Source organism: Streptomyces sp. NPDC088810 (genome assembly GCF_044750305.1).
GTDB lineage: Bacteria > Actinomycetota > Actinomycetes > Streptomycetales > Streptomycetaceae > Streptomyces.
Window position 1 is genome coordinate 210465 of sequence record NZ_JBIVJQ010000008.1, and the last position, 20834, is coordinate 231298.

The following is a 20834-nucleotide window of genomic DNA, read 5'->3' on the forward strand; positions in this document are numbered from 1 at the left end:
TCGAGCGGACGACGAGGCTCGAACTCGCGACCTCAACCTTGGCAAGGTTGCGCTCTACCAACTGAGCTACGTCCGCCTGTCGTTTCGGTCCGCTTCCGCGTCCCGGCGACGTGTTGAACTCTAGCGGATTCCCGGGCCAGCACAAAAACGCGTTTGCGCAGCGTGCTGCGGTGCACCCGGCGGACCCGGTGGTCAGGGCCCGCTCCGGGACATCCCGGAGCCGCCTCCCGGACACCCGCCCTAGACTCGACCACGTGCTCCACCACCCTCCTCTCGCCCGCTTCGGCGACCGCGTCGCCACCGGTCTTCTCGACGTCACCAGTGATCCGGCCGCCCTGGACTCGACCGGCTTCTGGGCCGTCTGCGCGGACTTCGAGGGCAGGCTGACCTGCGCCCGCTTCGCGGACGTACGCGAGGAGCCGGTGCCCGCGCCGGTGGCCGGCGCCTGGCGGGGCCCGGAGCCCGAGGACTGGACCTCCTCCCTGGACCACGCCGCGTACACCGCGGCCGTCCGCCGCATCCGCGAGCACATCGCGGCCGGCGAGGTCTACCAGGCCAACCTCTGCAGGGTGCTGAGCGCGCCCGTCGCCCCCGGCGCCGACGTGGACGCCCTCACGGCCCTGCTGGCCCGGGGCAACCCGGCCCCGTACGCAGGAACGATCCGGCTGCCGGAGCACGGCGTGGAGATCGCCACCGCCTCGCCCGAGCTGTTCCTGCGCCGGGACGGCCGTACCGTCGAGTCGGGGCCCATCAAGGGCACCGGGCGCACCGAGGCGGACCTCCTGGAGAAGGACTACGCCGAGAACGTGATGATCGTGGACCTGGTCCGCAACGACATCGGCCGCGTCTGCGCGACCGGCAGCGTGACCGTCCCCGACCTGTGCGCCGTGGAGAAGCACCCGGGGCTCGTCCACCTCGTCTCCACCGTCCGCGGCGAGCTGCGGGCGGACGCCGGCTGGCCGGAGCTGCTGGCCGCGGCCTTCCCGCCCGGCTCGGTCACCGGCGCCCCCAAGTCCAGCGCCCTCAGGATCATCGAGGCGCTGGAGACGGCACCCCGCGGCCCGTACTGCGGCGGCATCGGCTGGGTCGACGCCGACCGGGGCACCGCCGAGCTGGCCGTGGGCATCCGCACCTTCTGGATCGACCGCGCCGCGGGCGCCCTGCGCTTCGGCACCGGCGCCGGCATCACCTGGGGGTCCGACCCCGAGGGGGAGTGGCGCGAGACGGAGCTGAAGGCGTCCCGGCTGCTCGCGGTAGCGTCGGGAGCGTACGCGGCGACCGAGGGGGCGCTCACATGAGGATCTGGCTGGACGGCGAGCTGCGGGACCTGCAATCCGCCCGGGTCTCCGCCCTCGACCACGGACTGACCGTCGGCGACGGCGTCTTCGAGACCGTCAAGGCGGTCGACGGCACGCCGTTCGCGCTCACCCGGCACCTCGACCGGCTGACCCGCTCGGCCCGCGGCCTCGGCCTGCCCGACCCCGACCACGACGAGGTGCGCCGCGCCTGTGCGGCCGTCCTGGCGGCCGATCCGGTGCCGCTGGGCCGGCTGCGGATCACCTACACCGGCGGCCACGGCCCGCTCGGTGTCGGCCGCGGCGAGCACGGCCCCACCCTCATGGTCGCCGTCGGGGGGACCACCCGCCGCCCGGACTCCACCGCGGTGATCACCGTCCCGTGGACCCGCAACGAACGCGGCGCCCTCGCCGGCGTCAAGACCACCTCGTACGCCGAGAACATCGTCGCCCTGGCCCGCGCGCACCAGAACGGCGCCTCCGAGGCGCTGTTCGGCAACACGGTCGGGCAGCTCTGCGAGGGCACCGGCTCGAACGTCTTCGTCGTCCTGGACGGCGGGATCCACACCCCGCCGGTCACCTCCGGCTGCCTGCCCGGCGTCACCCGGGCCCTGGTGATCGAGTGGACGGGCGCCAAGGAGACCGACCTGCCGCTGGACGTCCTCCAGCGCGCCGACGAGATCTTCCTGACCTCCACCCTGCGGGACGTCCAGGCCGTGCACCAGGTGGACGGCCGTCAACTGCCCGGCGCACCGGGGCCGGTGACCGCCGAGGCCATGCGGATCTTCGACGAGCGCTCCGGGCGGGACCTCGACCCCTGAGCCGGAAAACAGGCTGACGCGGGCGGTCGCCCTGGGTAGAACACCTGTGATGACCACGACCCTGCGGCCGGCCGAGCCGCTCCAGCAGCACCCCGACGGAACCCGTTCCCGCCGCTACGCGGTCTGCGTGAACAGCCGTCCCGTCGGCGAGGTGCACCTCGGCACCTCCCCGTCCCTCGGCGACTCGGTGGCCCGCGTCATCGACCTCACGATCGCCGAGCCGGACCGGCGGCGCGGCCGCGGCACCGTCGCCGCGCTCGCCGCGGAGGAGGTGGCCCGCGGCTGGGGCTGCGTCCGGATGGAGACCGTGGTGCCCGCCGCCGCGCAGGCCGCGCTGCGCCTGTTCGGCGCCCTCGGCTACACCCTGCGCAACCGCGGCATGGAGAAACGCCTCGGCGGCACTCCGCCCGCGCTGCCGCCGGACAGCCGGGCGCGCCCCATGACCGCGTCGGAGTTCGACGCCTGGCAGGAGACGGAGAGCGAGCGGTACGCGCGCTCGTGGGTCGAGCGGGGCCTGTCCGAGCCCGCGGCCCGTGCCAAGGCCCGCAACGACCACGCCCGGCTGCTGCCGGACGGGCTCGCGACCGACGGCATGCTCTTCAGCGTGCTGGAGCACGCGGGCGGCCGGGTGGGCACCCTGTGGCTGGCGCTGGAGGAGGCCAGGGCGTACGTCTTCGACGTGGAGACCGACCCGGCCCACCGCGGCCGCGGGCACGGCCGTACGCTCATGCTGCTGGCGGAACGCCAGGCGATCGAGGCCGGCCGGCCGGTCCTCGGCCTCAACGTGTTCGCGGGGAACACCCCGGCCGAGCGGCTCTACACCTCACTCGGGTACGAGACGGTGACCCACTCGCTGACCAAGCCGCTGCTGTGAGGGAACCGGTCCGGTGCGTCCTCAGGCATCCTGGCCGTCCCGGCCGGCCAGCAGCCGGTCCGCGATCTCCTCGATGCGTGCGCGCAGCCCCTCCTGGCTCTTGCCGCCGTCGAGGCGCTCGCCGCCGATGACGTACGTCGGGGTGCCCGTCACCCCGATCGCCTTGCCCTCGGCCTGGTCGGCGTCCACGATCAGGATGTGCCGGCCGTCGATCAGCGCGGTGTCGAACTCCTCGGCGTCCAAACCGAGTTCACGGGCCACCTCGACCAGGAAGGGCTCGCCCGCACGGTCCAGCTCCTCGACCCGCTCCAGCACGGCCTCCACGTACGGCCAGCCCTTGCCCTGCTCCAGCGCCTCCTCGGCGGCCTGTGCGGCGGCGAAGGCGTGCTTGTGCTTCTCCAGCGGGAAGTGCCGCAGCCGCAGCTCGAGCCGGTCGCCGTAGCGGGCGCGCAGGGCGCGGACGTCGTCCAGGGCGGTGCGGCAGTCGGGGCACTGCAGTTCGCACCAGACGTCGAGGACGAGGGCATCGGTGCGTGCGGGGGAGGTGTCGCTCATGCCCACCAGTCTTCCAGGCCGGACGCGGGCGGACCCAATCGGGATCTCGGGGCCGTCGGACCCCGGGGGCGGGTGGAGAGGACCCGGAGGAGACCCGGAGATGTCCCTGATGTCCGGCCGGATCATGGCATCGCGGGGCGCCGGCGGTGCACGATGGAAGCGACGAGATCGAGCCTGCCCGCCAGGAGGACCGGATGATTGCCGAGACAGTCTGCTCCGCCGCGTCCGCGGCGGGCCTGGGTATCGCGGTGGTCACGGCCTACCGCAAGCGTTTCCTGGCGGCAGCCCGCCTCGCGGCCTACTCGCTGGTGCCGGTCGGACTGGTGATGACCGGGGTCGTCGGCTGGCTCGCCGACACCGCCCTGAGCCCCACCGCCTGGGCGGGCTTCGGGGTGCTGGGCGCGGCCTGGCTGCTGTTCGCCGGCACGCGTGCCGTGGAACGCCGGCGCGCCGGCACCGGTGCCGAGCGCAGGGCGTCCGGGCGGGACGCGGTGGCGCCCGCTGCCTCGGCCCCGTCCCTCGGCGGGAAGGCCCGCCCCGCGACGGGTCCCGCCGCCCCTCGGACCACCTCGTCCCGGGGCGCCGACCCGGCCGAGGACTTCAGCGACATCGAGGCCATCCTCAAGAAGCACGGCATATGACAGTCACATGACTCGCTGAAACGACACAGTGGGTCCGCGGGCGTCCGGAATCGTTCACCACCCGAACGAGACCTCACGGGATTCGGCGTACTACCGCAAGATCCCTGTGCGTTGATCGCGGGCGGGGCACCGGGTGCGTCATGATCTGCGGCGAGATGCTGGACACGCCACAGAGCGAGGCCGCGCCGCCGAAGGACGAGCCGCGCGGGTGCCTCTTCGCCCTTTCCCAGCCACCGCTGATGATCTTCCTAGCGGTGATCGGGTGCCTGCTCCTCATGGCTGCGCTGCACGACCTGCTGTTGCTGTGAGCCGTACGCGTCCGTCCCGGCGCCACCCGCCGGGACCGACGTCGCACCGGGCGAGCGCCGTACGCTCAGCCCGCCGCTTCCCTGCGCCGGGCGCGGTACGCGGCGACGTGCAGCCGGTTCCCGCAGGTACGGCTGTCGCAGTAGCGGCGCGAGCGGTTGCGGGACAGGTCCACGAAGGCGCGCCGGCAGTCCGGGGCCTCGCAGCGCCGCAGCCGTTCCTGCTCGCCGGCCACCACGAAGAAGGCGAGCGCCATACCGCAGTCGGCGGCGAGGTGGTCGGCCACGGAGGCGCCCGGCGCGAAGTAGTGCACGTGCCAGTCGTAGCCGTCGTGGTCCGTCAGCCGGGGCGTGGTGCCCGCCGCGGCGACCAGCTCGTTGATCATCATGGCGGCGGACCGGGCGTCCGGGGCCGCGAAGATCGCCGCGAACCGTCCCCGGACCCTGCGCACGGCTGAAAGATCGAACTCCGACAGCACGCCGACGTCGCTCATCTTGTGGCTTCGCACGAAATCCGCGAGAGCCGGGACATCGGACAGTCCGTCCGCCTCCGCGTCGTCCTCCGGCGCGGTGTTCACCAGATCCACCACGGTGTCGAGGGCGCACCGGGTGTCGTGGGTGATCAGCACAGTTCGCTCCCTGGCCTGGGGGTCGGGCGGGCGCCCGCCGATGCTGGCCGATGGTAGCGACAACCGCGCCCACCGCACCCGTCCGCGACCGACCTCACTTGCCGAGAGAACGCCACCGGACCGCCGACGGTTCCCGTTCCCACGCCCAGAACCCACCATGGCGTTCCGCCCTCGCCGGGCCGGTCCGCTCCACGCCTCATCCGTCGCCCCGGCATCGCGGCCAGACCCTCACACCCGGCTTCCGCCTGCCACCAGGCGGACCGCAGCCGGCGTCCGCGCTCAGCACCGGCCGCTCCGGTCCACGGTCATCGGTCGCTCGGACCACGGCAGCCAGCCGGTCACCCACAGCATCCGACTGTCCGGCCGCCGGCCGCACCAGTCCGGCCGACAGCAGCCGGCCGCTCACGCAACGGAGCCGCGTGCGCACAGCTCGACGCCGTCTCCGTGAGCACTCACGGTGACGGCGTCGACCTGTGCCGCAGGCGGTTGTCTTGGCCCGAGCCGTCTCCCCGAGTGGACGGCGCCGGGCTGCTTCGAAGGGCGGCGACCTAGCTCTCCGCCAGGATGTGCGAGAGCTCCTGATCCAGATCGAAGTGCCGGTGTTCCGTGCCGGGCGGCACGGCGGCGTCGGTTCGCTTCAGGAAGGACTCCAGGGCCCGCGCCGGGGCCTCGAGCAGCGCCTCCCCCTCCGGGGAACTGAGGGCGATGCACACGACGCCCTGACCATGACTGCGGGATGGCCAGACGCGGACGTCGCCGGTGCCGGTGGGCCGGTGAAGCCCCTCGGCGAGGAGGTCGCGGGCGAACACCCACTCGACGGTCTCTTCGGCTCCGGTGTGGAAGGTGGCGTGCACGGCGTAGGGGTCGGCCGTGTCGTACCGCAGGCCTGCGGGGACAGGCAGGGAGGACTCGCTCGACACAACGAGGCGCAGGTGCAGCTCGCAGCTGACCGTGGTGTTCATAAGCGCCAGGGCCTTTCGCTCAGTGTGCGCTCGGGGATTCGCACGTCGGCGAAATCGACATGCCACCTACGGTGCCGTTGTAAACCCCTCTGAGGGTTTTGCGTGTCTTTACGTAACCCTTCCGGCCGAGAACTCGTACCAGTCCTGCCGCCATTTCAGTGACCGGATTCACTACGGTAGGGTTTGTCTGTATGAATACGGGGAGTGACGAGCCGGGCGAGGTCGCCGTGGCAGCAGACAAGACCGGGACGCACGGGCCCGAGGCCGGCCAGGAGACCGAGCACGGGCTCGGCTCGCGGGCGCCGGAATTCATCAAGTCCCGCCGGCTCCTGCACCTGAGCTGGCAGGTCGGGGTCTTCGTGATCGGCCTCGCGGTGGTCGGCGCGGGCATCGTCATGCTGCCCCTGCCCGGACCCGGCTGGGTGGTGATCTTCGGCGGCATGGCGATCTGGGCGACCGAGTTCGTCTGGGCCCAGCTCGTGCTCCGCTGGACCAAACGCAAGGTCACCGAGGCGGCCCAGCGGGCCCTCGATCCCAAGGTGCGCCGCCGCAACATCACCCTGACCGTGATCGGGCTGGTGATCATCGGCGTCCTCGTCGGGATCTACCTGTGGAAGTTCGGCCTCGTCATGCCCTGGAAGATCAAGGACCAGTGACGCGGCCCGCGGGGGCCGGGGGCACTCGCCGCCGGCCCTGGTCGGAAGCACCGCCTGACATGGGGTAATGTTCCTCCTGCGCCCGGGCGATTAGCTCAGTGGGAGAGCGCTTCGTTCACACCGAAGAGGTCACTGGTTCGAACCCAGTATCGCCCACCCGGACCGACGGCCCACCTGCGACCAGCAGGTGGGCCGTCGTCGTACGCGCGCCCCTCCGGCGACGGGTGAGGGGGGAGGCCGGCCACCAGGCCCGAGGCCCCACGCCCCCCGGACCAGCACCCTCCGTTTGCCGAACCGGCAACAACCCTGGCGCCCCCCGGCCGCTTCACCGGATCATCGTCCCGCGCCCCCAGCGAGTTCCCCCTTGACCGAGCCCCACCAGCGGTTCCATTTCACGGAGCACCTCGGCGGTCCGCCCTCAAGCGATCAGCGGGCCGCCCCCAAGAACCATGCGCACGCTCAGGCACCAGCCCCCGCAGGGTCCAGGAACCAACCGCGCCCACCCCCGACCACCCACTCGCCCCGACGCAGCACTCACCTCACCGCCGAGGCCCCGCACGCACCCCGGCTCCTCGCCCAGCAGGCCTCTGCGACCCCACCAGGCTCCCTGTCGCCCCGCCACGGTTTTGCCACCCCCAGCCCCCTCCCACGGACCCCGGCCCACCAGCCCCCGCCCCCGGCCCCTGCCATCCGCCCCGGCCCACCGGCCCCGCCCCCAGGAGCCCCCATGCCACCCACCGCCACCCCGGACCCCACACCCGGCCCCCTCCCGACCTCGGACCTGGCCCAGGACCAGGCCACCACCCCCGACGCCCCCCACCTCACCCACCGCCTCCTCCCCACCCCGGCCGGCCGCACCCACGCCGTACAGCAGGGCCGCCAAGGCCCCCTCGTGCTGCTTCTGCACGGGTTCCCCGAGTCCTGGTACGCCTGGCGGCACCAGATGCCGGTGCTCGCCGCCGCCGGTTACCGCGTGGTGGCGATCGACGTGCGGGGCTACGGACGGTCGTCGAAACCGGCGTCCGTGGAGGCGTACCGGATGCTCGACCTGGTCGCGGACAACGTCGCCGTGGTGGAGGCGCTGGGCGAGCGTTCCGCGGTGGTCGTCGGGCACGACTGGGGCGCGAGCATCGCCGCAGTGTCCGCCCTGACCAGGCCGGACGTGTTCCGGGCCGTGGGTCTGCTGGGCGTGCCGTACACCCCGCCCGGGGGCCCGCGGCCCAGCGAGGTCTTCGCGGCGATGGCGGGGGACGGGAGCGGCGAGGAGTTCTACGTGTCGTACTTCCAGCAGCCGGGCCGGGCAGAGGCCGAGATCGAGCCGGACGTGCGCGGCTGGCTCGCGGGCTTCTCCGCGGCCCTGTCCGCCGGCACCATGCCCGCGCCGGGCGCCCCCGACCCGCACTTCGTCGGCGCCGGCGGCACTCTGCGTGAGCGTTTCCCCGCCGGTGTCCTGCCGTCCTGGCTGGGGGAGCGGGACCTCGACGTCTACGCCGGGGAGTTCGAGCGGACGGGGATGACGGGGGCCCTGAACCGGTACCGGAACATGGACCGGGACTGGGCGGACCTGGCCGAGTACGCGGGTGCCCCGATCCCGCAGCCCTCGCTGTTCGTCGGGGGTGCGCGGGACGCCTCCCTCGCCTGGCTGGCCGACGCCGTCAAGGCCTTTCCGGGCACCCTGCCGGGCCTGCGCGGCTCGCACGTCCTGGACGATTGCGGGCACTTCGTCCAGCAGGAACGCCCGGACGAGACGAATCGGATCCTGCTCGACTGGCTGGCGTCCCTGCCGGTTTGACGCCTTGTTCGGCCTGTCGGTCACGTCCCCTGCCACCAGGGGGAACGGCCGACGGGCCGACCCGCCGCCCGCGCCGCCCGCAAGAAAATCCTGTCCGAATCATTGACGCACCACGGGCCCCTCCGTACCTTGTGCCAGCAAGCGCTTACTTGAAACGATTCATGCGGCGCGGCGACGATGCTGCGGGGAGGGCCCGACTGTGGGAACCAGGAATCTTGACAGGCGTACGATCCTGAAGGCTGCGGGGGCTTCGACGGCCACGCTCGGGCTCGCGGCAACGACCGGCTGCGGGGGTGAAAGCGGTTCCGGGAACGGGACGGTGACGATCCGTTACTCGTGGTGGGGTGCCGAGGAGCGGGCCAAGAAGATCAACCAGTCCATCGCGCTCTTCGAGGAGAAGTTCCCGAAGATCAAGGTCAAGACGGACTTCCAGACGTACCAGTCCTTCTGGGAGAAGTTCCAGACGCAGGCCGCGGGCGGAAATCCCCCGGACGTTTTCCAAAACGCCGTCACTTTCCTTAGGAAATACGACAAGCGAGGAATTCTCCTCGATCTGAAGACGCAGGTTCAGGCCGGTAATCTGAGTTTGGATCACTTCCGCGAGGGCGTCACGAAGGTCGGCGAGGTCGACGGCAAGCAGCTCGGCATTCCCGTCGGCTCCAACACCATGGCGCTCGTCATCGACAAGAAGGTCTTCCGGAAGGCGGGCGTCGAGCCGCAGCCGGGCTGGACCTGGGACGAGTACTTCAAGGCCCTGAAGACCATCCACGACAAGACGAAGGTCCCCGGGGACACCGGCTACTTCTCCATCATGTACCTGTACGACCTCTACCTGCGGCAGAACGGCAAGGCGTTCTTCACCGACGACGGACTCGGCTTCGACAAGGCCGACCTGACGGAGTGGTGGACGGACGGCTACAACCGCGTCAAAGCCGGCATCGTCACCGACCCGAAGGTCGTCTCCCAGGACCAGCCCAAGTCCTCCCTCTCCGCCGGTCACGGCGCCTCGGAGTTCACCTGGGACAACTTCACGGTCCGCTACTCGGCCGAGGGCGGCAGCGAGTACGGCCTCGCACCGATCCCCACCACCGACGGCAAGCAGACCGGCCAGTACCTCGCCTCCCTCATGCTGAGCGCCTCCGCCCGCACCGCGCACCCGAAGGAGGTCGCCCAGTTCATCAACTTCATGGTCCACGACCCCCGGGTCGGCAAGATCATGGGCTATGACCGGGGCATCCTGGCCGGCACCGAGCAGTACGAGGCCTACAAGCCGGCCGACGGGATCAGCAAGGAGATCGCGCAGTACGAGGAGGACACGGCCAAGTCCGGCGTCCTCGGCACGATCACCCCGCACCCCTCCGGCGCCGACACCATCGAGGCCGCCTTCCTGCGTCTCGGCGGCGATCTCGGACAGGGCAAGACCAAGGTCTCGGACGCGGTGAAGCAGTTCTTCACCGAGGCCGAGAGCGCCTTCCAGGCCTGATGGGAACCGCCGTGACGCTCGTCAAGGACTCCGTGCCCGCGACCCGCACCGCACGCTCGGCCGCCACCGGGAGGGCGGGGCGGCCGGGCCGGCGGCGGGAGAACCTCGCCGGCTACCTCTTCATGTCCCCGTGGGTCGCCGGCTTCCTGCTGCTGACCGCGGGCCCGATGGTCGCCTCGCTGTACTTCGCGTTCACCGACTACAACCTCTTCACCACGCCGAAGTGGGTCGGGTTCGACAACTTCACCCGCATGTTCGACGACCCGCGCTGGCAGAAGTCGGTGGAGGTGACGGCCAAGTACGTGGTCATCGGCACCCCGCTGAAGCTGCTGCTCGCGCTGGGCGTGGCCCTGCTCCTCGCGCAGAGCCGCCGCGGCCAGGCCTTCTACCGGGCCGCCTTCTACGCCCCCTCGCTCATCGGGGCGAGCGTCTCGGTCGGCTTCGTCTGGCGTTCGCTGTTCTCCGACGGCGCCGTCGTGGACCGTACGCAGAGCTTCCTCGGCTTCCACGTCGGCGGCTGGGTCGGCAACGCCGACTGGGTGCTGTACTGCCTGGTCGCGCTGACCGTCTGGCAGTTCGGCGCACCCATGGTCATCTTCCTGGCCGGGCTCAAGCAGGTGCCCAGGGAGCTGTACGAGGCCGCCGAGATGGACGGCGCCGGCCCCTTCCGCAGGTTCTGGAGCATCACCCTGCCGATGATCTCCCCGGTGCTCTTCTTCAACGTGCTGTTGGAGACCATCCACTCCTTCCAGATCTTCGGCTCGGCCTACGTCGTCTCCAACACCTACTGCGGACCGGCCGACGCCACGCTCGTCTACACCTGCTACCTCTACCAGCAGGGCTTCAAGAACTCCCAGATGGGCTTCGCCTCCGCCATGGCCTGGATGCTGCTGCTCGCCGTGGCCCTGGTGACGGCCGTCCTCTTCTGGTCCCAGAAGAAGTGGGTGCACTACGAGGAGGACGCCCGATGAGTGCGACCACCACCAAACCCCTCGGCGGCGGACTCGCCCGCAAGCGCACCGGCTCGCTCGGCTGGCACCTCGGCGCCCTGCTGATCCTCGCCGTCATCCTCTACCCGGTCGTCTGGGTGATCGGTGCCTCGTTCAAGCCGAGCAAGGACATCATCAACAGCCTCACGCTGGTCCCGTCCCACCCGATCCTGTCCAACTTCGAGGGACTCGCCGACGGCATCGCGGACATCTCGATCTGGACGTTCTTCCAGAACTCCCTCGTCTACGCGGGCGGGGCGGTCGTCGGTGTCCTGGTCTCCTGCTCCCTCACCGCGTACGCCTTCGCCCGCATCAGGTTCACCGGGCGCAACCTGCTGTTCTCCCTGATGATCGGCACGCTCCTGCTGCCGTACCACGTGCTGCTGATCCCGCAGTACGTGATGTTCCAGAAGCTGGGGCTGGTCAACACCTACGTGCCGCTGCTGCTCGGCAAGTACCTCGCCACCGAGGCGTTCTTCGTCTTCCTCATGGTGCAGTTCATGCGGAACCTGCCCCGCGAACTGGACGAGGCCGCCCGTCTCGACGGCTGCGGACACCTGCGCATCTACTGGTCGATCGTGCTGCCGCTGTGCCGGCCCGCGCTCATCACCAGCGCCATCTTCACGTTCATCAATGCCTGGAACGACTTCATGGGCCCGCTGATCTACCTCAACGAGCCCGGCAAGTACACCGTCTCCCTGGGCCTGATGATGTTCCGTGACTCCGATGGTGTGGCCGCCAACTACGGCGGCATGATCGCCATGTCGCTCGTGGCGCTGCTGCCCGTGCTGCTGTTCTTCCTCGCCTTCCAGCGCTATCTCATCGACGGCATGGCGACCTCCGGACTGAAGGGCTGAACCATGTCCCCAGCACGGGTGAGGCAGCGCCGGGAACCGGTGTTCGCCGAGCGCTTCGGTGTCTTCGCCGAGTGCCTGCTGACCGGGGTGTGGATCGCGGTCGCCTCCCTCGGTGTCGTCACCTACCCGGCCGCGTTCGCCGCCGGCGCCCGGCACCTGCGCCGGCGCGCGGCCCACCAGGGCGGCGGCCTGCGGGAGTTCACCGCCGACCTCCGTTCCGCGCTGCGCGGGGGCTGGGCGGTCGGCTTCGCCGGGTGGGTCGCCGCGCTGCTCGCCTGGGTGGACGTCCAGGCCGTGCGGGCCGGGCTGCCCGGCGGGCCGCTGGTCGGGGCCGTGGGACTGTTCGCGCTGATCGGGCTCGCCGTGGCCGGACTGCGGGCGGCCGCGGTATGGGCGCCGGGGGAGCGCTGGCGGGTGCTGCTCGCCGGCGCGGGCCGCCGTACCGTCCAGGACCCCGCCGGATCCTTCCTGCTCGTCGGCGGAGCCGTGCTGACCTGCTGTTCCGCCCTCCTCATCGCCCCGCTGGCGGTCCCCGTGCTGGGGGCCGTCGCCGCGGCGGCCGTCGCCGTCGAGGAGCGGTACCGGCGCCGCTGAACCGGCGGCGCGCCGGCGCCCCGAGCGCCGATCCCTCTCTGTCATGCCCCTGATCAGCACCCGTACGGAAGGAAGGCCGCACCACTCATGTCTCCCATCCCCCGCAGGTCCCTCCTCAAGGCCGCCGCCGTCGCGGGAGCCGCCACCCAGTTCAGCTGGGCCCTGGACACCAAGAGCGCCGAGGCCGCACCCGGATCCGGCGCCGACGGCGCCGACCCGGTGATCCTGGACTGGCTGGAGGACGGCGGCCTCGGCGCCGCCCCCGGGGCCACCGTCGGCGTGCCCTGGCCGATGGGCGCCCACCAGGAGGACCAGACCTTCGCCGTCACGGACGCCGACGGCAAGGCCGTCCCCGTCCAGACCTGGCCGCTCGCCTACTGGCCCGACGGCTCCCTCAAGTGGACCGCCCACGCCGTCGGTTCGGGCAGCGGGAAGCTCACGCTCACGGCGGGCACACCCGCCGAGCCCGTCAAGAAGGTGACCGTCGACCGCAGCGGCGGCACCATCGACGTCTCCACCGGCGTCATCACCGCGAAGATCGGCAAGAACGGGTCCACGCTGATCAAGTCCGTCACCCGCGGCTCGACCGAGATCGCCAGGAACGGCAGGCTCGTCCTCATCCGGCAGCCCGAGATCGAGGACGAGGACCAGGGCACCGTGAAGACCGAGCGGTTCGACGGCGCCGTCTCCGCGGTCACCGTCGAACAGGACGGACCGGTCCGGGCCGTCGTCCGCATCGACGGCAGGCACCGCAAGGGCGACCGCGGCTGGCTGCCGTTCTCCCTGCGCCTGTACTTCTACGCCGGCTCCGACTCCTTCCGCATGGTGCACACCATCACCTACGACGGCACCCAGGAACCCGGCAAGGCCTCCGGCGACTTCATCCGCGGCCTAGGCGTCCGCTTCACCGTACCCATGCGCGACGCGGCCTACGACCGGCACATCCGCCTCGGCGGCGACGGCACCGGCCTGCTCCGCGAAGCCGTCCAGGGCGTCACCGGCCTGCGCCGCGACCCCGGCGCCGCCGTCCAGGCCGCACAGTACGAGGGGAAGAAGCTGCCCGACCCGGCCACCTGGGACCAGCGGGTGACGACACGGCTGCAGTACATCCCGCACTGGGGCGACTACACCCTCTCCCAGCTCTCCGCCGACGGCTTCACCGTCCGCAAGCGGACCAAGAAGGGCCACGGCTGGATCACCGCCGGCGGCGGCCGGCGCGCCTCCGGTTTCGGCTACGTCGGCGGCGCGAGCGGCGGCCTCTCCTTCGGCCTGCGGGACTTCTGGGAGAAGTTCCCCGCCCAGCTCGACATCCGTGGCGCCCAGACCGACGAGGCCACCGTCACCCTCTGGCTCTGGTCGCCCGAGGCCCAGCCCATGGACCTGCGCTTCTACCACGACGGCATGGGCCAGGACACCTACGCCGAACAGCTCGAAGGCCTCAACATCACCTACGAGGACTACGAGCCCGGGTTCGGCACCCCCTACGGGATCGCCCGTACCTCAGAACTCCTCTTCTGGGCCAACGACTCCACCCCGGCCGCCGAGACCCTCGCCCGGCAGGCCGAAGCCGTACGCGTCCTGCCCCAGCTCGCCGCCCCGCCCAAGCAGCTCATCAAGGCCAAGGTCTTCGGCCCCGGCCTGTACTCCGAGCCGGACCGCTCCACCCCGGCCAAGGCGAAGATCGAGGACCACCTCGACTTCCTCTTCACCTACTACAAGGACCAGGTGGAGATGCGCCGCTGGTACGGCTTCTGGGACTACGGCGACATCATGCACACCTACGACTCCGCCCGGCACGTGTGGCGGTACGACATCGGCGGCTACGCCTGGGACAACTCCGAACTCTCGCCCGACCTGTGGCTCTGGTACGCGTACCTCAGAAGCGGCCGGTCCGACATCTTCCGCTTCGCCGAGGCGATGACCCGGCACACCGGCGAGGTCGACGTCTACCACCTCGGCAAGTGGGCGGGCCTCGGCACCCGGCACGGTGTGCAGCACTTCGCCGACAGCGCCAAGCAGCAGCGCATCGCCAACACGACGTACCGGCGCTTCTACTACTTCCTCACCGCCGACGAACGCGTCGGCGACCTCATGCACGCCAACGTCGACTCCGACGAGACCTTCCTCGTCCTCGACCCGCAGCGCAAGGTCCGCACCGATCCGTACACGCCCGACCGGCACGCCCTGTCCATCGGCTTCGGCACGGACTGGAGCGGCCTGGTGTCGGCCTGGCTGACCGAGTGGGAACGCAAGGGCCCCAAGTGGGAGAAGGCCAGGGCGCGCGTGCTGTCCACCATGGAGGGCATCGCCGCCCAGCCCAACGGCTTCGTCCAGGGCAGCGGCCTGTACGACCTCGACACCGGCACGTTCGCCGTCGCCGACAAGCCGGCCGTCTCCGTCTCCCACCTCTCGGCCGTCTTCGGCCTCAACGAGCTGTGCGCCGAACTGATCCACCTGGTCGACATGCCCGAGTTCAAGAAGGCCTACCTGGACTACTGCCGCTACTTCAACGCCACCAAGGCGGAGCAGGCGGCACGCTACGGCGCCAACTTCGGCACTCTGCTGCTCTTCCAGGGCCACTCGCGCCTGGACGCCTACGCCGCCGTGCAGACCGGGGACGCCGCGCTCGCCAAGCGGGCCTGGGCCAAGTTCTACAGCTCCGACGGCTACACCGAGTCCTCCCCGTGGAAGACCGAGAAGCTGACCGGACCGGCCACGCTGGTCGCCGGCAGCGAGGCGACCTGGGTGTCCACCAACGACACCGCCCTCTACGGCCTCGCCGCCATCGAGAACCTGGCCCTGCTCGGCGACAAGATGCCGGCCTAGACCGCGACTGGGGGAGCGCCGTCGCACGGGCGGCGGCGCTCGCGCCCCCAGTGTGACGCCGGCCACGGCCCCGGCGCATGAGTACGCGTACTCAGATGTATGCGCCGGTTCGCGCCACACTCGTCCCATGGACTGGAACCACTACCGCTTCCGCAGCCTGTGGCGCCTGCCCGCCCCGCCGGCCGCCGTCTACGCGGCGCTGGAGCGGGCCGAGGACTACCCCCGCTGGTGGCCGCAGGTGCGGGCGGCGGCCCGCCGGGACGACGGCACCGGCGTGATCACCATCCGCTCCGCGCTGCCGTACAGCCTCACCTCCACCGTGCGGGAGACCCGCCGGGACCCGGCCGCCGGCGTCCTGGAGGTCACCCTGTCCGGCGACCTCGACGGCTGGGCCCGCTGGACGGTCACCGCCGGCGGCCCCGGCACGCTCGCCCGGTACGACCAGGACGTCCGCGTACGCAAGCCCCTGCTCAGGCGGCTCGCCGTACCCGGACGGCCGCTCTTCCGCCTCAACCACCGCCTGATGATGCGGGCCGGCCGGCGCGGACTGCTGCGCCGGCTGGAAGCGGTTTGAAGGAACCCTGCCCGGACCTGTATTGTTCAGTGCGTTCCCGGGCGATTAGCTCAGTGGGAGAGCGCTTCGTTCACACCGAAGAGGTCACTGGTTCGAACCCAGTATCGCCCACCGGGAAAGGCCGGTCCGCAGCAGCGGACCGGCTTTCTTCATGCCGCCGAGGTCACGCGGCCGCCGGCAGCTCCGGCCTGAGGGGCCACTCCGTGCTCACGATCTCCTCCGAGCCGCTGCGCGCGAACCACGCCTGCAGGCCCCGTGCCTGCGCCGCGTGCCAGTTCGCCTGCAGCGTGTGCAGCTCGGCGGGGGACAGCCGCTCCAGCCGGGCCGCGAAACGGCGGCCCACCGCCCGTACGACATCCAGCGCGGCCAGCGCGTCCGCCGCCGCGTCGTGCGCGTCCGCCAGCGTCACGCCGTAGTGCTCGCACAGATCGGTCAGCGTGCGCCGGCCCTTGCGGTACCGGTCCAGATGCTTGTCCAGCACCCGCGGGTCCAGCACCCTGAGCGGCGCCGACTCGAACCAGCGGTCCAGCGCCGACGCCCGGTGCCGGCGCAACTCCCGGTCCAGCAGCGTCAGATCGAACGGCGCGTTCATCACCACCAGCGGCCGGCCCAGCGCCGCGTGCTCGGCCAGCTGCTCGGCTATCTCGTACATCACCGGAGCCGGCCAGCGCCCGTTGTGCTGCAGGTGTTCCTCCGTCAGCCCGTGCACCGCCGTCGCCGCCTCCGGCACCGGCACACCCGGGTTCACCAGCCACCGGGTGATCCGGGGCCGGGTCCCCGGCGCGTCCTGGACGACGACGGCGGCCGACACGATCCGGTCGGTCTCGACGTCCACGCCCGTCGTCTCCGTGTCGAAGGCGGCCAGCGGCCCCTCGTACCAGGTCGTCATCCAACCCAACTCCTCGCTCACCCACGGCAGGTGACGTACCGTCTTCTGCCTGTTTGGTGATACCCGGGCCGTTTGCGCCGTACGCCGGGAGGAGACAACAGGAATACGGGTCTTTGCAGTTCAGCGGCCCGCAGCGGGAAACACCTGTCGGGGAAGGCTGTTGGTCATGGCCATTGCGCAGCCCGAGCGGGGCGGGCTGCTGCCCGAACGTCCGGACACCCATCGCGGCACGCTCGCCACCACCGCCTGCATGGAGACACTGCAGGTCGGCTACCTGCACGCGGTCGCCGCCGCGGCCGGCTGCTCGCTGTCCCAGCCCTTTCCGGACAACGGCATCGACTGGCACGTCAGCCACAGCGCGCCCGGACACACCGTCGACGACGAGGTCACCGTCAAGGTGCAGCTGAAGGCCACCTACCAGGTCGCGCCCAATCCGCCGGGGCGCTCCTTCTCCTTCACCCTCGACAACGACCACCTGCGCAAACTCGCCCGCACCCCCGTCTCGGTGCACAAGATCCTGGTCGTCATGCTCGTACCGCGCTCCCAGGACGACTGGCTGCGCGCCGGCCACGACCGGCTCGACCTGCGGCACTGCTGCTACTGGACCAACCTCGCCGGCCAGCCCGTCACCGGCCGGCACCGGACCACCGTGCGGATACCGACCTCGCGCATCTTCGACGACCGGGCCCTCTGCGAGATCATGACGCGGGTCGGGACGGGAGGCAGACCATGAGGAACCGTCCCTCCGAGGAGCCGGTACGGCAGGTCCGGCCGCACCCCGACGACCTGCCCTGGAACCGGCCGCCCCGGCCCGCCGACGTCGACCCCGCCGTGCTCGGTGCCCTGCTGCACCGGCACGGGTGGCAGCGGCGCGGCGGAGCGGCCGGACACTACGGCCGCTGGACCCCGCCGGGGCCGGGCGGCGCCGGGACCAGCCTGCTCGTCCCCGAGAGCCGCGCCTTCCCCGACAGCGACGACCTGCTCGGCGAGGCCCTCGACGCCCTCACCCGCAACCCCACCCCCTCCGCGCGCGAGGTGCTGATCTCCCTCGCCGTCCCCAGCGACGAGATCCGCTGGTGGCGCGACACCCCGGCCGGACCCGCCGGCGCCGCCCCCTGGGGCGCCGACGGCCAGCTGCGCGCCGCCGCCCGGCAGACGCTGCTCGCGGCCGCGCTCGCCACACGCGCGCGTGCCGGCTACTACGGCGCCCGCCACCGCCGTCCCGCCGCCGCCCTCCTGGCGGACGTCCTCGTCGGACCCGCCGGCGAGGGCCGCACCCTCACCGCCTTCGTGCCCGTACCCACGGGCCGCCCCCTCGCCGTCCGCCTCCACCAGGCCCTGCACGCCGCCCGCGAGGCCATCGACTACCGGCGGGCCACCGGCGGGATGGACGCCTTCGACGGCGCCGTGGAGGCCGGCGTCAGCCGCGAGCTGACCGAGGCGCTCAGCGTGCTCGTCCGCGGCACCGAGGGCGCCCGTGTCGCCGTCGCCTGGGCACCCGGCGCCGGCGTCCCCGAAGGCTGCGCCTCCTCCGCCGACCCCGTCGAGTTCTCCCCCGGCGACCTGCCCGCGCTGCGCGAGGCCGCCGCCCGCTACCTGCGTGCGGAACCCTCCGTCCCGGTCCGCGTCACCGGCGCCGTCGTCCGCATGCGCCGCTCCGGGCCCGGCGGCGAGGGCACCGTCCGCCTGCGCGTCCTCGCCGGCGCCGACGTCCCGCACCTGCGCGTCACCCTGGACGAGGAGGACTACCGCATCGCCGGCCACGCCCACCTCGTCGGACTCCCCGTCCGCGTGCACGGCCGGCTGGAGAGCCGGGGCGGCTTCCGCAGGCTCACCGGCGCCTCCGGGGTCGTACCCGTGCAGGTGGACGAGGGCGAGCGGGAACGGCTGATGAAGTCCCTCCAGGAGAACCTCGACTTCTTCGAGGAGGCCTGCGGGGAAGACTGAGGAGAAAAGAAAAGCGAGGCGAAAAGCGAGGAGAAAAGCGAGGAGGAGAGTGAGGAGAGGGCGACCGAGGGTGACCGTTTCGCAGTCGGTGCCGTCGGGTCGGTACGATCGCCTGTGCGCGCGCTCCTGGTATGGCGCCGCACCCCACCTTCAGTCAGGAGAGACCGGTGTCAGACGTCCGTGTGATCATCCAACGCGATTCCGAGCGGGAAGAACGCGTGGTGACGACGGGCACTACGGCCGCCGACCTCTTCGCGGGCGAGCGCTCGATCATCGCCGCGCGCGTGGGCGGCGAGCTGAAGGACCTCGCGTACGAGCTGTCCGACGGTGACGAGCTCGAAGGCGTCGAGATCAGCTCCGAGGACGGCCTGAACATCCTGCGCCACTCCACCGCGCACGTCATGGCGCAGGCCGTGCAGGAGCTGTTCCCCGAGGCCAAGCTGGGCATCGGCCCGCCCGTCAAGGACGGCTTCTACTACGACTTCGACGTCGAGAAGCCGTTCACGCCCGAGGATCTCAAGGCCATCGAGAAGAAGATGCAGGAGATCCAGAAGCGCGGGCAGAAGTTCGCCCGCCGTGTCGTCACCGACGAGGCCGCCCGCGAGGAGCTGGCGGGCGAGCCGTACAAGCTGGAGCTGATCGGCCTCAAGGGCTCCGCCTCCAGCGACGACGGCGCGGACGTCGAGGTCGGCGCGGGCGAGCTGACGATCTACGACAACCTGGACGCCAAGACCGGCGAGCTGTGCTGGAAGGACCTGTGCCGCGGTCCGCACCTGCCCTCCACCCGCCTCATCCCGGCGTTCAAGCTGATGCGCAACGCGGCCGCCTACTGGCGCGGCAGCGAGAAGAACCCGATGCTCCAGCGCATCTACGGCACCGCCTGGCCGTCCAAGGACGAGCTGAAGGCGTACCTGGACTTCCTCGCCGAGGCCGAGAAGCGCGACCACCGCAAGCTCGGCTCCGAGCTGGACCTGTTCTCCATCCCGGAGCAGATCGGCTCCGGCCTGGCCGTCTTCCACCCCAAGGGCGGCATCGTCCGCCGGGTGATGGAGGACTACTCGCGCCGCCGGCACGAGGAAGAGGGCTACGAGTTCGTCTACACCCCGCACGCGACGAAGGGGAAGCTCTTCGAGACGTCCGGGCACCTGGACTGGTACGCCGAGGGCATGTACCCGCCCATGCAGCTCGACGAGGGCGTGGACTACTACCTCAAGCCCATGAACTGCCCGATGCACAACCTGATCTTCGACGCGCGCGGCCGCTCCTACCGCGAACTGCCGCTGCGCCTCTTCGAGTTCGGGACCGTGTACCGGTACGAGAAGTCGGGCGTCGTGCACGGCCTGACCCGCGCCCGCGGCTTCACCCAGGACGACGCGCACATCTACTGCACCCGTGAGCAGATGTCCGACGAGCTGGACAAGACGCTCACCTTCGTGCTGAACCTGCTGCGGGACTACGGCCTGACCGACTTCTACCTGGAGCTGTCGACCAAGGACCCGGAGAAGTTCGTCGGCTCCGACGAGGTCTGGGAGGAGGCGACCGAGACCCTGCGCCAGGTCGCCGAGAAGCAGGGCCTGCCCCTCGTGCCCGACCCGGGCGGCGCCGCCTTCTACGGCCCGAAGATCTCCGTCCAGGCCAAGGACGCGATCGGCCGGACCTGGCAGATGTCGACCATCCAGCTCGACTTCAACCTGCCCGAGCGGTTCAACCTGGAGTACACCGGCCCGGACGGCTCCAAGCAGCGCCCGGTCATGATCCACCGCGCGCTGTTCGGCTCCATCGAGCGGTTCTTCGCCGTCCTCCTGGAGCACTACGCGGGCGCCTTCCCGGCGTGGCTGGCCCCGGTCCAGGCGATCGGCATCCCGATCGGCGACGCGCACGTGGAGTACCTGGAGAAGTTCGCGGCGGCGGCCAAGAAGCAGGGCCTGCGCGTCGAGGTGGACTCCTCCTCGGACCGCATGCAGAAGAAGATCCGCAACGCCCAGAAGCAGAAGGTCCCCTTCATGGTCATCGCGGGCGACGAGGACATGTCGAACGGCTCGGTGTCCTTCCGCTACCGCGACGGCTCGCAGGAGAACGGCATCCCGTTCGACGAGGCCATCGCGAAGATCGCGACGGTGGTCGAGGAGCGGACCCAGGTCTGAC

The 20834-nt window shown here is 71.2% G+C and carries 20 protein-coding genes and 3 tRNA genes; 18 read left to right on the plus strand and 5 right to left on the minus strand.

Translation table 11 applies throughout. The annotated features are described in order from the left end of the window. Window positions 1-3: 3 nt before the first annotated feature. Window positions 4-76, minus strand: a tRNA-Gly gene (locus ACIP4Y_RS25285). Window positions 77-254: 178 nt separating this feature from the next. Here ACIP4Y_RS25285 and ACIP4Y_RS25290 point away from each other — a divergent pair. From ACIP4Y_RS25290 to ACIP4Y_RS25300, 3 genes are read left to right on the plus strand one after another with little or no spacing between them, the layout of a single operon-like run. Further along, complete coding sequence (locus tag ACIP4Y_RS25290; protein WP_401397500.1) at window positions 255-1298, plus strand: chorismate-binding protein; 1044 nt, start codon at window positions 255-257, stop codon at window positions 1296-1298. After that, window positions 1295-2116, plus strand: coding sequence for an aminotransferase class IV (locus ACIP4Y_RS25295; RefSeq protein ID WP_401397503.1), 822 nt, complete (start codon window positions 1295-1297; stop codon window positions 2114-2116). The genes ACIP4Y_RS25290 and ACIP4Y_RS25295 overlap by 4 nt, the downstream gene beginning before the upstream one ends. A gap of 49 nt (window positions 2117-2165) precedes the next feature. Beyond that, window positions 2166-2990: a GNAT family N-acetyltransferase gene (locus tag ACIP4Y_RS25300; protein WP_401397506.1), complete on the plus strand. Its 825-nt coding sequence runs from the start codon at window positions 2166-2168 to the stop codon at window positions 2988-2990. A 21-nt stretch (window positions 2991-3011) separates the two neighbouring features. On the opposite strand, the gene ACIP4Y_RS25305 is transcribed toward ACIP4Y_RS25300, so the two are convergent. Continuing rightward, complete coding sequence (locus tag ACIP4Y_RS25305; protein WP_401397509.1) at window positions 3012-3545, minus strand: DsbA family protein; 534 nt, start codon at window positions 3543-3545, stop codon at window positions 3012-3014. Window positions 3546-3739: 194 nt separating this feature from the next. Here ACIP4Y_RS25305 and ACIP4Y_RS25310 point away from each other — a divergent pair, with 194 nt between their 5' ends. Continuing rightward, on the plus strand, window positions 3740-4186 hold the full coding sequence (locus ACIP4Y_RS25310; protein ID WP_401397512.1) for a hypothetical protein: 447 nt from the start codon (window positions 3740-3742) through the stop codon (window positions 4184-4186). Window positions 4187-4326: 140 nt separating this feature from the next. Further along, window positions 4327-4494, plus strand: a complete 168-nt coding sequence (locus ACIP4Y_RS25315; RefSeq protein WP_189985109.1) for a hypothetical protein — start codon at window positions 4327-4329, stop codon at window positions 4492-4494. 65 nt (window positions 4495-4559) lie between these two features. Here the strand turns inward: ACIP4Y_RS25315 and ACIP4Y_RS25320 are convergent, their stop codons facing one another. Further along, on the minus strand, window positions 4560-5120 hold the full coding sequence (locus tag ACIP4Y_RS25320) for a CGNR zinc finger domain-containing protein (protein ID WP_358647290.1): 561 nt from the start codon (window positions 5118-5120) through the stop codon (window positions 4560-4562). Window positions 5121-5668: 548 nt separating this feature from the next. Then, the gene (locus ACIP4Y_RS25325; RefSeq protein ID WP_004002642.1) at window positions 5669-6082 is read right to left on the minus strand and encodes an SsgA family sporulation/cell division regulator; all 414 of its coding nucleotides are present in this window, start codon (window positions 6080-6082) and stop codon (window positions 5669-5671) included. A 191-nt stretch (window positions 6083-6273) separates the two neighbouring features. Here ACIP4Y_RS25325 and ACIP4Y_RS25330 point away from each other — a divergent pair, with 191 nt between their 5' ends. The 10 genes from ACIP4Y_RS25330 (at window position 6274) to ACIP4Y_RS25375 (ending at window position 15964) form a co-directional block, all read left to right on the plus strand. Next, window positions 6274-6738, plus strand: coding sequence for a TIGR02611 family protein (locus ACIP4Y_RS25330; RefSeq protein WP_401397515.1), 465 nt, complete (start codon window positions 6274-6276; stop codon window positions 6736-6738). An 84-nt stretch (window positions 6739-6822) separates the two neighbouring features. After that, window positions 6823-6894, plus strand: a tRNA-Val gene (locus tag ACIP4Y_RS25335). 571 nt (window positions 6895-7465) lie between these two features. Next, the gene (locus tag ACIP4Y_RS25340) at window positions 7466-8530 is read left to right on the plus strand and encodes an alpha/beta fold hydrolase (RefSeq protein ID WP_401397518.1); all 1065 of its coding nucleotides are present in this window, start codon (window positions 7466-7468) and stop codon (window positions 8528-8530) included. Window positions 8531-8729: 199 nt separating this feature from the next. Continuing rightward, window positions 8730-10013 carry an ABC transporter substrate-binding protein gene (locus ACIP4Y_RS25345; protein WP_401397521.1) on the plus strand — a complete coding sequence of 428 codons (1284 nt, stop codon included), beginning with the start codon at window positions 8730-8732 and terminating at the stop codon, window positions 10011-10013. An 11-nt stretch (window positions 10014-10024) separates the two neighbouring features. Next, window positions 10025-10984, plus strand: a complete 960-nt coding sequence (locus ACIP4Y_RS25350) for a carbohydrate ABC transporter permease (protein ID WP_401397524.1) — start codon at window positions 10025-10027, stop codon at window positions 10982-10984. After that, on the plus strand, window positions 10981-11859 hold the full coding sequence (locus tag ACIP4Y_RS25355; protein ID WP_401397527.1) for a carbohydrate ABC transporter permease: 879 nt from the start codon (window positions 10981-10983) through the stop codon (window positions 11857-11859). Before ACIP4Y_RS25350 ends, ACIP4Y_RS25355 begins: the two co-directional genes overlap by 4 nt. Window positions 11860-11862: 3 nt before the next feature. Further along, window positions 11863-12453, plus strand: a complete 591-nt coding sequence (locus ACIP4Y_RS25360; protein WP_401397530.1) for a hypothetical protein — start codon at window positions 11863-11865, stop codon at window positions 12451-12453. Window positions 12454-12540: 87 nt separating this feature from the next. Beyond that, window positions 12541-15279 carry a Tat pathway signal sequence domain protein gene (locus tag ACIP4Y_RS25365; protein WP_401397533.1) on the plus strand — a complete coding sequence of 913 codons (2739 nt, stop codon included), beginning with the start codon at window positions 12541-12543 and terminating at the stop codon, window positions 15277-15279. Window positions 15280-15406: 127 nt separating this feature from the next. Beyond that, on the plus strand, window positions 15407-15853 hold the full coding sequence (locus ACIP4Y_RS25370) for an SRPBCC family protein (protein WP_401397535.1): 447 nt from the start codon (window positions 15407-15409) through the stop codon (window positions 15851-15853). A 39-nt stretch (window positions 15854-15892) separates the two neighbouring features. Next, window positions 15893-15964, plus strand: a tRNA-Val gene (locus ACIP4Y_RS25375). Window positions 15965-16016: 52 nt separating this feature from the next. Here the strand turns inward: ACIP4Y_RS25375 and ACIP4Y_RS25380 are convergent. After that, entirely contained in the window at window positions 16017-16742 is a 726-nt protein-coding gene (locus ACIP4Y_RS25380) for a 3'-5' exonuclease (protein WP_401397538.1), read from the minus strand. A 166-nt stretch (window positions 16743-16908) separates the two neighbouring features. On the opposite strand from ACIP4Y_RS25380, the gene ACIP4Y_RS25385 reads away from it, so the two are divergent. The 3 genes from ACIP4Y_RS25385 (at window position 16909) to thrS (ending at window position 20833) form a co-directional block, all read left to right on the plus strand. Continuing rightward, window positions 16909-17475 carry a DUF4365 domain-containing protein gene (locus ACIP4Y_RS25385; RefSeq protein ID WP_358647271.1) on the plus strand — a complete coding sequence of 189 codons (567 nt, stop codon included), beginning with the start codon at window positions 16909-16911 and terminating at the stop codon, window positions 17473-17475. Beyond that, complete coding sequence (locus ACIP4Y_RS25390; protein WP_401397541.1) at window positions 17472-18689, plus strand: hypothetical protein; 1218 nt, start codon at window positions 17472-17474, stop codon at window positions 18687-18689. The genes ACIP4Y_RS25385 and ACIP4Y_RS25390 overlap by 4 nt, the downstream gene beginning before the upstream one ends. 167 nt (window positions 18690-18856) lie before the next feature. Further along, window positions 18857-20833, plus strand: a complete 1977-nt coding sequence (gene thrS / locus ACIP4Y_RS25395; RefSeq protein ID WP_401397544.1) for a threonine--tRNA ligase — start codon at window positions 18857-18859, stop codon at window positions 20831-20833. Window position 20834 lies beyond the last annotated feature (1 nt).

Coding starts and splice junctions, on each gene's coding strand:
- ACIP4Y_RS25340 (WP_401397518.1), top strand. CDS start 7,466: ATGCCACCCACCGCCACCCCGGACCCCACACCCGGCCCCCTCCCGACC.
- ACIP4Y_RS25315 (WP_189985109.1), top strand. CDS start 4,327: ATGATCTGCGGCGAGATGCTGGACACGCCACAGAGCGAGGCCGCGCCG.
- ACIP4Y_RS25325 (WP_004002642.1), bottom strand. CDS start 6,082: ATGAACACCACGGTCAGCTGCGAGCTGCACCTGCGCCTCGTTGTGTCG.
- ACIP4Y_RS25300 (WP_401397506.1), top strand. CDS start 2,166: ATGACCACGACCCTGCGGCCGGCCGAGCCGCTCCAGCAGCACCCCGAC.
- ACIP4Y_RS25380 (WP_401397538.1), bottom strand. CDS start 16,742: ATGACGACCTGGTACGAGGGGCCGCTGGCCGCCTTCGACACGGAGACG.
- ACIP4Y_RS25310 (WP_401397512.1), top strand. CDS start 3,740: ATGATTGCCGAGACAGTCTGCTCCGCCGCGTCCGCGGCGGGCCTGGGT.
- ACIP4Y_RS25330 (WP_401397515.1), top strand. CDS start 6,274: ATGAATACGGGGAGTGACGAGCCGGGCGAGGTCGCCGTGGCAGCAGAC.
- ACIP4Y_RS25390 (WP_401397541.1), top strand. CDS start 17,472: ATGAGGAACCGTCCCTCCGAGGAGCCGGTACGGCAGGTCCGGCCGCAC.
- ACIP4Y_RS25295 (WP_401397503.1), top strand. CDS start 1,295: ATGAGGATCTGGCTGGACGGCGAGCTGCGGGACCTGCAATCCGCCCGG.
- ACIP4Y_RS25355 (WP_401397527.1), top strand. CDS start 10,981: ATGAGTGCGACCACCACCAAACCCCTCGGCGGCGGACTCGCCCGCAAG.
- ACIP4Y_RS25365 (WP_401397533.1), top strand. CDS start 12,541: ATGTCTCCCATCCCCCGCAGGTCCCTCCTCAAGGCCGCCGCCGTCGCG.
- ACIP4Y_RS25360 (WP_401397530.1), top strand. CDS start 11,863: ATGTCCCCAGCACGGGTGAGGCAGCGCCGGGAACCGGTGTTCGCCGAG.
- ACIP4Y_RS25305 (WP_401397509.1), bottom strand. CDS start 3,545: ATGAGCGACACCTCCCCCGCACGCACCGATGCCCTCGTCCTCGACGTC.
- ACIP4Y_RS25370 (WP_401397535.1), top strand. CDS start 15,407: ATGGACTGGAACCACTACCGCTTCCGCAGCCTGTGGCGCCTGCCCGCC.
- ACIP4Y_RS25385 (WP_358647271.1), top strand. CDS start 16,909: ATGGCCATTGCGCAGCCCGAGCGGGGCGGGCTGCTGCCCGAACGTCCG.